Here is a 13,092-nt window from a genome sequence, read left to right on the forward strand (position 1 = left end):
CAGAAGGCCAGCCACCGGCGTCAGCACGGATGTTCACGGACCGCCAGCCCTTCAGTCCGTACTGGAACCGGCCGGGTGGTGAACCTTCCGCCGACGATTGGCACGCTTGGTCAATCACAGCGTCGTCGAAGCCCGTGGCTCGGGACACGCTCTCCTCTGCGTTGGTGGCCGGCGCCTTCGGCCGACCAGCGGGTAGAAACGGCGGGGAGGGCGGACCCGACGGGCCAGCCCTCCCCACCTTGAACCTCATGCTCGCTTGACGACCCCCAGGTCTGGTTCGAGGGTGATCGAGTCGACGTTGACGTTGCCGTCGTCGTTGGGCCCGAACACGATGTCCACGGCGTCGCCGGCGGTGATCGGGAGTGTGACGGTGTGCTCGGACCAGGTGTCCCAGTTCGCGAGGGTCGGCAACTGGAGCACGAGCGACTCGGTTCCGCTGCTCAGGGTCATGGTTCGGGTGTTACCCATGGCGTTGGCGTACCGGATTCGCAGCGTGTAGTCGCCGTCCACCGCCACGGCGGCGTTGAATCGTAGGCCGCTGTCCTTGGTCTTGAGACAGGCCACGAAGCCGCTGCCGGTGTATCCGGTGTGATCGGTACGCCGGCAGGCCGCACCGAGCAGTTGCGCGGCCTCCGCCTCGTGGGTACGGGGACCGGCGGCGATCACGTCGACGGACGCGAGCAGGTCCGCTGCGACGTCAGGGTCGACCTGTCCGGCCGGAGCGGCCGTGATGAGGGCATCGAACCGGTCGAGCGCGTCCCGCATCGCCGCGTTGTCGTTCTCGGATGCCGACCGGGCCGCAGCGGCAATCTCGTCGAGGAGCCGCTGCGACAGTGCTGGGGCGATGCTCCCCTGGTCGGTTGCCAGTCGTACGTTCCCGGCGATCGAGAGCAACCCGCGAGGCGAGCCGAGCCGGATGCTGAGCAGCTCGTCGATCGCGGTCCGCGCCTGCGCACCGACCTGCGGCACCGGCAGACGGTAGAGGTCCATGCGCAGGTCCTGAAGCGCGAGCAGCCGTCCCGTCACGTCTCCGTGACGCAGCTCGGACTCGGCATCGTTGACTTGGCGTTGCAGCGTCGTGAACGCCGTCCGCGTCACCGCGCCCGACTTGTGCAGCTGACGGATCAGCTGCGACATCGACCGCGTCTGCGTGACCCGGGCCGGCTTACCGCGTTCGCCGTTCGGTGAGCCGACGGCGACCGTGAAATCCTGGTCGGGGACCTGGCTCGCCGGCAGGGTCAGCTCGACGGTGCTGCTTCCAGCTCCGGCGATCCGTACGGTCCGCGGTTCGCCGACGGCGCGCCCGTCGAGGACCAGTTGGGTGGGGACAGCCGCCACGGTGCTTCCGGGGTTGGTGAGCGGCGCGGTCACGGTCAGGCGTTGCGTGTCCGCGTCCAGGGTGGCTTGGGCGGATCCGAAGCCGGGGCGGGGTGGGGTGTACCGGTGGAGCGTGCGTCGGTCCTCCTTGGTCGCCGGCCGGATCCGGACCGCTTGCCCGCCTCCGCCGACCAGCGACATGCTGAGCACGGTCGACGGGCGGACGAGCACCTTACTGGTCTCGATCGGCAGTGGACTCCCGCGCCAGGTCGTCTCGGCCGCATCGGCGTAGATTTCGGCCACGTACTCGCCGTGCGCCAGGAACGACAGGGGCATCTGGAGGGTGCGGTCGTTCTCGTCGGTGATCGCGCTGAGGTACCAGGTGTCGCCGTGACGTCGGGCCGCCGTCGTGTAGTCGCCGATCGCGCTGTCGAGGATCCGGCTCTCGTCCCACGTGGTGGGCATGTCCTTCAGGAACGCGAAGCCCGGATGCGCGGCGTAGTTCTCAGGGGTGTCCGCGAGCATCTGCATCGGGCTGTAGAAGAGCGTGGACAGCGCCAACTGGGCAGCCGAGGTGGTCTGGACGCGGGTGCCGAGCTTGGCCGGGTCCCAGGTCACGTTCAGGACACCGGGGGTGTAGTCGGCCGGGCCACCCATGAACCGGGTGAACGGCAGAATGGTGGCCTGCGCCGGTGGGTTGCCGTTCACGCCCTTGTGGTTCTGCTGCTCCATCCCGGCGACGCCCTCACCGGTCATCATGTTGGGGTACGTGCGGGCAAGCCCGGTCGGCTTGATCGCCTCGTGGGCGTCGATCGTGATGTGGTGGCGGGCCGCCGCATCGATCACGCGCTGGTAGTGCCGCACGGCTTCCTGATCGAAGTGGCTGCGATTCACCCCACCCAGCAGGAACTTGGTGGCGTAGCCGGTCTTGATCGCGTGGATCCCGAGTTCCTCGTACCGGGAGAAGATCTCCTCGATGTGCGCGTCGTAGTAGTCGACGTCGCCCCGCGTCTCGTTGTGCGCGACGAACCCGACACCGTTCTGCTCGGCGTACTCGAGCACCGCGGGAAGATCGAAGTCGGGCTGCGGGGTGAGGAAATCCTGGTTCGCCCAGGTGCCGCCGGCGTTCGTGTTCCAACCCTCGGCGAGTACGTACTTGGAACCTGCCCGCTTCGCCAGATCGATGTACTGCTTCACGCGAGCGGTGGTGGCACCGTGGTTCGGTCCGTAGTTCCAGGTGGTCTGGCGGCGCTGAAGCTCCCACCACACACCGACGTACGTGGCAGGCTTGATCCAGGACGTGTCCCCGGCGCAGATCTGGCACGGGTCGTTGAGGTTTTCGATCAGGTGGGACTCGGCCAGGTCACCCGGCCGCTCACCGATGGTCAGGGTGCGCCACGGGGTGGAGAACTCGCCGCGCAGCTTCGCCTTCGTGCCGTCCGGCAGACTGATCAGGTCGCTCGTGAACCGGCCCGGCTGGCCCGGCACCGCCTTCAGCGTCATGCTCGGGTAGTCGGTCAGGTCGGCTTCGTGCACCACCATGTAGGTGTTGCCAGCCGCCAGAGTGATGGGCGTCTGGGCGGTCGGTACGGCCGACAGTGGCTGGTCGCGGTAGTGCTGCTCGTCGGCGTTCCAGTCCGTGCCGGCGGCCAGCGACCAGCTTCGCGAGGCAGGGTCCAAACCGAACTCGGTTCGCTCAGCGGTCACCGTGTAGGCGTCGAGTCCCGGCTGGGCCGGGATGTGGTAGCGAAACCCGACGCCGTCGTCGAAGACGCGAACGATGACGTCCAGACGGAACCCGGTGTCAGCCTGCACGGCGTGGACCGTGAGTTCACCAGCGTGGTTGCGAACCTTGCTGTCAGTCCCCCAAAGCGGCTTCCACGTCTCGTCGATGGTGCGGCGTTGGACGGACTCGATGCTCATGGCCTGGGTCAGGCTGGGTCGTCCCGCGAGGTCGATGCCGAGCCCGGAAGCACCGACGACCACCTTGCCGCGATTCGTGACGCTGTAGGTGAGCCGCCCGCCGTCAACGCTGATCACAACGCCCAGCGATCCGTCAGGAGACTTCACCACCTGCCCAGCGCTCTCAGGCACCGCGACCATAGCTGCCGGTACGACTGGAGCCAGTGGCTCGTTCGCGCGCGCAGGCGCCGCGAGGAGCCCGGCTGAGAGTGCGAGGGCTGTCGTTGCCACCAAAGCGGTCCTCAGCGTCGGCCTTCGGCCAGCACTGTTCATTGTCTGTCCCATCCTCGCCCGAAGCGGCCGTAACCCGACCGAAACAATCAGGGACCCTAGGGATGACGTGCGCCGGTGGTCAACACACAGAATTCCGAGGATTCAGGGCCCTTTACGCTGGAAATGCCGGGCTGCCTGTTGTTATGCGCGTCACCAATCGGCGGGCTGCGCACGGAGAATCGACAATCCGCAAAGGACGGTGGCAGCCGCCTGCGCGACCGCGCGACGTGGCACGTCCACAGTCGCGTCGGCGGGGCGCCGGCAGCGCGGCCGAACCGCGGGCCGCCCTGGCCCCTGACACACTCAGCGGCGTGTTCATCACCGTGACCCTGCGGAACGTCGGTACCGCGGCCATCGTCGTCGGGCTGCTCATCGCCATGCTCACCCTCGGCACGACCACCGACCGTCCATTCATCCTGGCCCTGTTGTTCGTCGTCATCGGTCTCGGCCTGCGGTTGGAGGCAGCCATTCGCGGTCGCAACGGGCCGGACCGAGGCAACGGGCACTGACCTTCCTGGCGGTACATCATCGTTGAGCGGCACGCGCGACACGTCGGCGCGACCACGGCGCCGCTCCAACGTCGGGTGGTCAGCGGTCGACCGGCGCGAGACGTCAAAGGCCTCTTGATCGTTGAGCCGGTGCCACCCCAACCAGGCCCGTCGTGAACTGGAGGAAAGGTGCGAGATTATCCGCAGGCGATCGGCCCGGACGACCGCGTCGAGCCGGTGCCCCGCCGGATCCGCGCGTACCTCGCCGGCGAGCTGGTGCTGGACACGACACGGGCCCAGTACGTGTGGGAGTGGCCCTTCTACCCCCACTACTACATCCCGCTCAATGACGTGAACCGAAGCCTGCTGGTCGATGAACACCGCACGGAGCGGATCCCGTGCGGGACCGGACAGGTGTACGGGCTGCAGGTCGGTCAGACGTCCCGCCCGTCGTCCGCTCGATGCTACGAAGACGACGCGCTGCCCGGACTGGCGGACACGGTTCGATTCGACTGGGCCGCCATGGACAGCTGGTTCGAGGAGGACGAAGAGGTCTTCGTGCACCCCCGCAACCCGTACTCCCGGGTCGATGCACTGCGGTCCACCCGGCACGTCCGGGTGGAACTCGACGGGCTCGTACTGGCCGAGTCGGCGTCACCGGTACTGGTCTTCGAAACCGGGCTGCCCACCCGTTACTACCTCAACCGGACCGAGGTGAACTTCGAGCACCTCGTGGCGTCGAAGACGACGACCGCCTGCCCGTACAAGGGCCGCACGAGCCGCTACTGGTCGGTACGCGTCGGCGACACCGCCCACCCGGACCTGGCCTGGTCGTACGAGTTCCCCACCAGCGCGCTCATCCCGATCGCCGGGTTGGTCGCCTTCTACAACGAGAAAGTCGACCTGGTCGTGGACGGGGAGCGGCTCACCCGGCCGAAGACGCACTTCTCCTGACGACGACCGTCGGCCGGCCGAGCGCGCAGCTCCCAGCGGCGGGTACCCACCGGGTCGCCGGCGCGGCTCGGCCACGTCGTGCCTGCTACACGCGGCCGCATCCCGGCCCGGCCGCTGTGACGGCGAGCACACCTCGTCACGGCCGGCGCCGCAATCCTGTCTCGGCTGCTGGAGAAATCCCCGAAGCCACGACGGCGTCGAGTATCAGCAGGAGAAGGACGGGGTGCCGCGGTGAGGACCGGTCGGCTTGAGGCGTTCAGTGATGGCGTGCTCGCCATCATCATCACGATCATGGTGCTGGAGCTGAAGGTCCCGGAGGGGCACAGCTACTCCGACCTCCTCCACACCAGCGGAGTCGGGCTGCTGGTGTATCTGCTCAGCTTCGTGTTCGTGGGTATCTACTGGAACACCCACCATCAGATGTTCCACCTGGTTCGGCAGGTCAGCGGCGGTGTGCTGTGGGCGAACCTGGGGCTGTTGTTCTGCCTGTCGCTCGTCCCGTTCACGACCGCCTGGGTCTCCGAATCGAGGTTCGAACAGACTCCGGTCGTCATCTACGGCCTGAACCTGCTCAGCGCCGCCATCGCCTACGTCGTACTCCAGACGGTGATCATCCGGCAGGAGGGACCGGACTCACCGCTGCACCGGGCCGTCGGAGCCGACCTCAAGGGCAAGCTCTCCATAGCGTTCGACATCGCCGGCGTCCTCAGTGCCCTGACGATCGACCGGGACGGGCATGTCGGTGTCTGGATCGCCATGACGTGCTTCGTCCTCATCGTGATCATGTGGGTCGTCCCCGACCGCCGCATCTACCGTGCGCTGCATCAGAACGAGGCTCCCGCCTGAGGGCCCACGGCCGGTGAGGCAGGACCCCGCTCACACCGCCGGGACACCGGTAGCGCGCCTATGGGCGGCATTTTTCGGGAGATGTCACAGGCCGGGAGGTTCCCGGTCTTAACTAGTGACCGGATGGCAACTGGTGCCCCGGTCAACAGGAAGGATCGACATGAAGATCGTGGTAATCGGCGGCACCGGCCTTATCGGGTCGAAGCTCGTGACGAAGCTCCGCGAGCACGGCCACGAGGCGGTGCCCGCGTCGCCGAAGACCGGCGTCAACACCATCACCGGCGAGGGCCTGGCCGAGGCGCTGGCCGGCGCGTCCGTGGTGGTCGACGTGGCGAACGCCCCCTCGTGGGAGGACAATGCGGTGCTCGAGTTCTTCAAGACCTCCACCCGGAATCTGCTCGCCGCGGAAGCGGCGGCCGGGGTCGGGCACCATGTGGCCCTGTCGATCGTTGGAACCGATCGACTGCCCGAGAACGGCTACTTCCGGGCGAAGCTCGCACAGGAGAAGCTGATCGAAGAGTCGTCGATCCCGTTCTCGATCGTGCACGCGACGCAGTTCTTCGAGTTCGTCAAGGGCATCGCCGACTCCGCCGCGGACGGCGACACGGTCCGGATGGCACCGGTGCTCTTCCAACCCATGGCCGGCGACGAGGTGGCCCAGGCTCTCGGCCGGGTGTCGATGGGTTCGCCCGTGAACGGTCGGGTCGAGATCGCCGGGCCTGAGCGGCTCCGGATGGACGAGTTCTTCCGGAGCGCCCTGGTTGCTCTGGGTGATCCGCGTGAGGTGGTCACCGACCCGCACGCGCGCTACTTCGGCTCCGAGTTGGACGAGCGGAGTCTGGTGCCGGACGACGGGGCGGTGCTCGGGGAGATCACGTACGCCGACTGGCTGGGCCGCACCGGGTCCGGTAGGTAACGCGACGCCCAGCTGCGCGACCGTCTCGCGGCAGCGGCACGGTCAACCGGGTGTCTCCGGGCTCGGACGCCACCCGGATGCTCCCGTGCTGCTCGTCGAAGACGAACAGGTAGGAGCCGTCCGAGTCGACGCGGTGTGTCACTGCGTTCCGCTCGGGTAGTCCCCGCCCATGAAGGGCGGACGGATCGCGGAGCACGGCTTCCTGGCCGATGGCCGCAGCGCGGTGCTGGTGGACCGCAACGGCTCGGTGAACTGGTGGTGCCCCGCACGGTTCGACGCTCCGTCGGTCTTCGCCAACCTGCTCGACGAGGACGCCGGGCACTGGGAGATCCGCCCGGAAGGCAGGTTCAGCACGGAACGTGCCTACCTGACCGACACGCTCGTGCTTCGTACCGTCTTCACCACCGCGACCGGCCGCGTGGCGGTGACCGACGCGCTCGCCCTGGAACCCGGCGCGCGTGGCCACGAGGTGGGCCTGCGCTCGCCGAGGGTGCTGGCCCGGGTGGTGCGCGGGCTCACCGGCGAGGTGCCGCTACGGATGCACTACCGGCCACGGTTCGAGTACGGCCGGATGGTCCCGCAGCTGGTACAGCAGAACGACGCGCTGGTCGCCACCGCCGCGTCGGCCCAGTTGGATCTGCGCGTGACGATCCCACTGGTCTGCGACGTCGGCGAGGCGATCGGGTCGTTCACCGTGCGGGCCGGCGAGACGCAACGCTTCACCCTGGCGTACGCGCCCGCCTACGACGCGGGCCCCCCGGCGGTGCTCGACGCCGAACAGGTGATCGAGAATGCCGCTGCGGGGTGGCGCTCCTGGATGAGGATGCACGACTACCGGGGCCTCTACCACGACCAGGTGCGACGCAGCGCCCTGGTGGTGCAGGGCATGACCTACCGGCCCAGCGGCGCGGTGGTGGCCGCCCCGACGATGTCCCTGCCCGAGGAACTGGGCGGTGACCGCAACTACGACTACCGCTACGCCTGGGTACGCGACTTCAGCTTCACCCTCGAGGCGCTCTGGCGCGTGACCTGCGTCGACGAGCTCGAACTGCACATCGGATGGCTGGTCCATTCGATGGGCATGAACGAGGGCATCGTACCGATCATGTACGGGGTGGAGGGGGAACGGGACCTCACCGAACACCACCTCGACCACCTGGCCGGCTACGCCGGCAGCCACCCGGTGCTGGTGGGCAACGACGCGTGGCGGCAACGGCAGAACGATGTGCTCGGCGAGCCGCTCAGCGCCTCCTGGCTGATGCGGGAGCATCTCGACCCGATGCCGCCGGGTATCCGCCAACTGCTGCGCGCGATAACCGAGCGGGCCGCGCGGGACTGGCACCTGCCGGACGCCGGCATGTGGGAGGCACGCGACGCCGAACGCCACTACGTGTCGTCGAAGGTGCAGTGCTGGACGGCGCTGGACCGAGCCGTCCGCTTCGGGTCCGATCTGGGTTCCGAAGCGGAGATCGCCGGCTGGGCGGCGGCACGGGACGAGGTGCGACGAGCCGTGCTGAGCCAAGGCTGGAGCGACCGGCTGCAGGCCTTCACCGGGGCGTTCGACAGCGAAGAGCTCGACGCGTCGGTGCTACTGATGCCGTTGGTCGGCTTCCTTCCCGCCGACGACCCGAGAATGCGTTCCACCATCCGCAAGATCGAGGAGAGGCTGTCCGAGAACGGCCTGCTGCGCCGCTGGGAGGGCGACCCCGCCGGCTTCGTGATCTGCTCCTTCTGGATGGTCAGCTGTCTGGCGCTGGCCGGCGAGCGCGACCGGGCCGGGCAGCTCTTCGAGCACCTCGCCGACCAGGTGAACGACCTCGGCCTGCTCGCCGAACAGGTCGATCCACGCAGCGGGCAAGCTCTCGGCAACTTCCCCCAGGCGCTCTCGCACATCGGGCTCATCAACGCCGCCGGAGACCTCACCGACCTGGACGCCGGGCATCAGGACCTGCCACCGGCTCCTGACCGGCGCATCCCCGCAGGGCACGAGAACGAGCGACCGGTGAACGACGGCTGACGACGGTCGGCGGCCACCGTGGGCGGCCCGGCCTCCGGGAAACCAGACGACGCCGTCAGAGGCCCTGCCCGACCTCCACCAGGTATCCGTCAGGGTCACGCAGATAGCAGCGGATCTCCGTGCCGTGATCCTTCGGCTCGAGTCGGGAGCCGGGTTAACCAAGGCCATGACCACCCCCGTGGAAATTCAAGGGGGCGGTGTCCCCGATGCGGATCTGGGGTGACCGTGCTGTCCGCCTCGTGGGTACCGCCATGGCCCGGTTGCGCCGGAAGCAGACCACAGGTCGAAGCTCCGTGGCCTATGGTGAAAAACCGGCGCGCCCGCCGTCGGCCCACGGGCGGCGCGACGCGAGCATTCCGATCACGGCCGTTGACTTCACCTCGTCCAGCCGGAGGGCGGACCGATGACCAAGCTGACGTCGCGGTGCCGGGTGCCGACGGACAACCCCTCCCGCGCCAGCAGGTCGCCCGCCGAGGCCGCCGTCGCCAGCGCCTGCCCGGCCGACACCGGGCCGACACCGCACGCGCCAGTCGTCCACCACTGCTGAGATGGACTGGGCCGGGTGGGCATTGTTCGGGCTGGTCGCCACCACGGCGCTCACCGCGGCGCTGACCGCCGCTCAACTGGCCGGCCTCACTCGTATCGATTTTCCCCTGCTACTCGGAACCCTCGTCACCGAGGACCCCGACCGCGCCCGCATCGTCGGCTTCTTCATGCACCTCGGCGCCGGTCAGGGCTTCGCCCTCGGCTACACGGCCACGTTCGCTCTGCTGCACCACGCCACCTGGTGGATCGGGGCGCTGCTCGGGACCGTTCACGTCGGGATCGCGCTGACGGTGCTCCTGCCGCTGCTTCCGGGCGTACACCCGCGCATCGCCTCCCAGCGGGCCGGCCCGGCCAGCACGGCCGTGCTGGAGCCGCCCGGTCTGTTCGCCCTCAACTACGGCAACCAGACCCCGGCGGTCGCGGCCGTCGTCCACATCATGTACGGGGTGGTCCTCGGAGTGCTTCTCCAGCCGCACTGACCCGCGTTCGGCGACTCCTCAGGAGGCGATCCCATGACCGGCCGGTCCGACACGACCAGTCCCCGATCCCCCACGCCGATCAGCGACTACGGCCTGCTGGGAGACACCCGCACCGCCGCCCTCGTCGCCGGCGACGGCGCCATCGACTGGCTCTGCGTTCCCCGTTTCGACGGCGAGCCCCTGTTCGGCCGGCTGGTCGGAGGCCCGGATGCGGGAACGTACCGGGTCGGCCCGGCCCGACCGGCCACCATCGTGAAACGGCACTACCGCCGGCACAGCGCCACCCTGGAGACGACCTGGGCGGTGGGCAGCAGCCGACTCACCCTCACCGAGGCCATGATCGCCGAGGTCAGCGGCCGCCTGCTGCCCACGACACTGATCGTGCGGCGGCTCTCGGCCGAGGAAGCGGCGGTCGACGCGGTCGTCGACTTCGACCCCCGCGTCGGCGTACGGCACCGCCGACCCCGAGTCCACCACCGGCACCAGGCCCTGGTGTGTCAGTGGGGTTCGCTCGCCGTCTCGCTGAGCAGCAGCCCCACGCTCGCCATCGAACCCGGCCGGCCTACCCTGATCACGGTTCGGCCCGGCCAACCGATCACCCTCGTGCTGGCCGTGGCCCACCGCGAACCGCTGATCCACGTCGAGCCGGCAGCCGCCTGGAAACTGCTCAACGAGGACGAGGACCGCTGGCAAGCCTGGAGCGCCGAGATCGACGAGTCACTGCCCTTCCGGGAACACGTCATACGAAGCCTGCTCACCATGCGGCTGCTGACCTACTCGCCCTCGCGGGCCCCGGTGGCCGCACCCACGACGTCGCTCCCCGAGGATCCCGGCGGAGTGCGCAACTGGGACTACCGCTATGTCTGGCCCCGGGACGCCAGCATCGGTGTCAGCGCCTTCCTCAGCGTCGGCAAACCCGACGAGGCCCGCGGATTCCTCGCCTGGCTGCTGCACGCCAGCCGGCTGCAGCGGCCACGCCTGCCGGCAGTGCTCACCCTGCACGGCCGGCACGTACCGCGGGAACGGGAACTGCCCGGGTGGCCCGGCTACCTCGACAGCGTCCCCGTACGGATCGGCAACGCCGCCGCCGGGCAACACCAACTCGACGGCTACGGCTGGGTGATCGACGCCGCCTGGACGTTCGTGCAGGCCGGGCAGCGCCTCTACAGCGAGACGTGGCGGGCGGTGCGCGGCTTCGCCGACGTGGTCGCCCGATGCTGGCAGGAGCCCGACGCCGGCATCTGGGAGGTCCGCGAACCCGCCCAACACATACATTCCAAGCTCATGGGCTGGCTCGCCCTGGACCGGGCCCTGCGCATCGCCGACACTCACCCCCTGCCCGGCCGGCAACGCCGACGCTGGCAGGAAACACGAGACGCCATCGCCGCCGAGGTCCGGGTATCCGGCTTCGACCCGACAGCGGCCAGCTACGTCCGCGGCTACGGATCCCGGGACCTCGACGCGGCCCTGCTCGTCCTGCCGTTGCTGGGCATGGACAGCGCCGATTCGACCCGGGTGCGGGGCACCATCGACGCCATCCGGGACCGGCTCTCCGCCGGCGGCCCGCTGCTGTACCGCTACCCCCCGGGACGCGACGGCCTCCCCGGTACCGAGGGCGCGTTCCTGCCCTGTTCGTTCTGGCTCGTCCAGGCTCTGGCGAGCACCGGACGCCGCAGCGAGGCGGTCGAGCTGTTCCGGACCATGCTCGACCTCGCCAGCCCACTCGGCCTCTACCCCGAGGAGATGGACCCCGCGACCGGAGCCCACCTCGGCAACTACCCGCAGACACTGACCCACGCCGCGCTCGTCCAAGCTGCACTCGCCATTCGCGACGCACCGTTGTGAGCGAGTGCACTCTGGTGAGCACCCACGTTCACAGTCCGCCGTTACCAGCAGACGCTCCTCGTCTGACCCGCTGACGCGGTGCAAGGTTGACGCTTCACCGACCACAGCCAAGACACGTCCTGGTCTTACACGGTCTCCACGTCCATTCGACCCCGAGCAGGGGTCTGGCTCCCGAGGCACTCCCGGTACCCGCGCATTTCACCTGCCGCCGCAGGGCTCACATGCGTCGGGCAAGTTTGGTTTTCGCCCGCCCGGCGGCCACTACTCTACCCAACGCTTACTTGGGTGTACTAGCGCGCACTCAGACGGCAGTAGCTGACTGCCCCGTTAGCCGGTCGGGAGCCGCCGCCGGCTGCTTGGCGTGACGCGACGAACGAGAACGTCACTCGGCGATCTGCGCCACCGACTGGGCGGCAATGGCGGGCAGGGCCGGATCTCCGGTGCGGGCGTACGCGTCGATGGCGGTGTCGACGAACTTGATCGCGTGAGCGTCCCCGCTGTCCACCGCACGGAGCATGATCTCGTCGAGGTTCAGCCCGCTGCCGACGGTCGGGACAGGTCGCGCCTCGGCCGGGGCGTAGGCGGCGGTGACCGCGGCCGTCGCGGCCCAAGCGGCGGCGAGGCTCGGCTGCCGAAGGGCGGACGGCAGAGCCGGCAGGGCCCGCAGGACGGCGTTCGGCGCGGTGGCGGCGTGTACGAGCATGACCGGGTTGGCGTACCCGTGCGTGCCGTGCCGGGCGACGGCGGCGTCCACGACCTCGGCGAGTCGGGTCGACACGTCGTCGCTGGAACTGCCGGGCACCGCGCCGGCCGCTGCCGGCCAGGCGGCCAGGTCCGCCAGTTGAGCGAGGCGAGCCCGGATGCCGGACCGCTGGTCAGGTACGCGCGGGACCGCGTCGAGCGCGGACCGCGCGTCGGTCGCCCGGTACGGTCCGGCGCCGGGCGGTGCGAGCGGCTGCCACCGCGCGGCCCAGTAGGCCAAACCCTGGCCCAGTTCGGCGACCCGCGGCTCGGTCTCGCCGTCGAGCAGGGCCCGCACGGCGTGGCCGACGCGGATCACTCCGTGGGTGGCGCCCGCGGCGATGCCGGGCAGCAACCGCGGCCACCACCGAACGAGGACCGTTCGCCACTGTTCACCGGCGAGCGCACGGTCGAAGAAGTTCAGCCAGTCACCGGTACGTACCGGGTCGCCGAGCGGATCACGCCACTCGTCCTCCGGGATGGTGCGGATTCCTCGTGGCCGCTCTTCCAACTGGTGGGCGTAGGAGTCGAACCACCGGTGAACGGCCCGCTCGTGGCCGCGCTGCACCAGCGCCTCGGCCGCCATCGGCGCGTGGTTGGACAGCCAGCCGTTCCGCTCCGGGCCGGTGTGGTGCACCCGCTCGTACACCTCGTCAAGCACTGAATCCGTCATGTGAACGACCTTGCAAGCTAAACAATGCTTGAAGT

The 13,092-nt window shown here is 69.1% G+C and carries 10 protein-coding genes; 7 read left to right on the plus strand and 3 right to left on the minus strand.

From position 1 onward, the window contains the following. Positions 1-246 precede the first annotated feature (246 nt). Complete coding sequence (locus AB0F98_RS16410) at positions 247-3,564, minus strand: glycoside hydrolase family 97 catalytic domain-containing protein (RefSeq protein WP_357735353.1); 3,318 nt, start codon at positions 3,562-3,564, stop codon at positions 247-249. A 299-nt stretch (positions 3,565-3,863) separates the two neighbouring features. Here AB0F98_RS16410 and AB0F98_RS16415 point away from each other — a divergent pair, with 299 nt between their 5' ends. The 5 genes from AB0F98_RS16415 (at position 3,864) to AB0F98_RS16435 (ending at position 8,773) form a co-directional block, all read left to right on the plus strand. Beyond that, positions 3,864-4,061 (plus strand): hypothetical protein, encoded by a 198-nt coding sequence (locus tag AB0F98_RS16415; protein WP_357735356.1) that lies wholly within the window; start codon positions 3,864-3,866, stop codon positions 4,059-4,061. 168 nt (positions 4,062-4,229) lie between these two features. After that, on the plus strand, positions 4,230-4,994 hold the full coding sequence (locus AB0F98_RS16420; RefSeq protein ID WP_357735359.1) for a DUF427 domain-containing protein: 765 nt from the start codon (positions 4,230-4,232) through the stop codon (positions 4,992-4,994). Between the two features lie 231 nt (positions 4,995-5,225). Then, entirely contained in the window at positions 5,226-5,840 is a 615-nt protein-coding gene (locus AB0F98_RS16425; protein ID WP_357735364.1) for a TMEM175 family protein, read from the plus strand. A 160-nt stretch (positions 5,841-6,000) separates the two neighbouring features. After that, entirely contained in the window at positions 6,001-6,756 is a 756-nt protein-coding gene (locus AB0F98_RS16430; RefSeq protein ID WP_357735367.1) for an SDR family oxidoreductase, read from the plus strand. A 169-nt stretch (positions 6,757-6,925) separates the two neighbouring features. Then, positions 6,926-8,773 (plus strand): glycoside hydrolase family 15 protein, encoded by a 1,848-nt coding sequence (locus AB0F98_RS16435; RefSeq protein WP_357735369.1) that lies wholly within the window; start codon positions 6,926-6,928, stop codon positions 8,771-8,773. A 375-nt stretch (positions 8,774-9,148) separates the two neighbouring features. Here AB0F98_RS16435 and AB0F98_RS16440 read toward each other — a convergent pair whose 3' ends face one another. Continuing rightward, complete coding sequence (locus tag AB0F98_RS16440; RefSeq protein WP_357735372.1) at positions 9,149-9,280, minus strand: hypothetical protein; 132 nt, start codon at positions 9,278-9,280, stop codon at positions 9,149-9,151. Positions 9,281-9,321: 41 nt separating this feature from the next. On the opposite strand from AB0F98_RS16440, the gene AB0F98_RS16445 reads away from it, so the two are divergent. Beyond that, positions 9,322-9,798 carry a hypothetical protein gene (locus tag AB0F98_RS16445; RefSeq protein WP_357735375.1) on the plus strand — a complete coding sequence of 159 codons (477 nt, stop codon included), beginning with the start codon at positions 9,322-9,324 and terminating at the stop codon, positions 9,796-9,798. Positions 9,799-9,831: 33 nt separating this feature from the next. After that, a complete protein-coding gene (locus AB0F98_RS16450) occupies positions 9,832-11,643 on the plus strand; it encodes a glycoside hydrolase family 15 protein (protein WP_357735378.1) in 1,812 nt (603 codons plus the stop codon). Between the two features lie 382 nt (positions 11,644-12,025). Here AB0F98_RS16450 and AB0F98_RS16455 read toward each other — a convergent pair whose 3' ends face one another. Continuing rightward, complete coding sequence (locus AB0F98_RS16455) at positions 12,026-13,057, minus strand: questin oxidase family protein (RefSeq protein WP_357735381.1); 1,032 nt, start codon at positions 13,055-13,057, stop codon at positions 12,026-12,028. Between the last annotated feature and the right edge of the window lie 35 nt (positions 13,058-13,092).

The sequence above is a fragment of the Micromonospora sp. NPDC023737 genome, from assembly GCF_040639715.1.
GTDB lineage: Bacteria > Actinomycetota > Actinomycetes > Mycobacteriales > Micromonosporaceae > Micromonospora.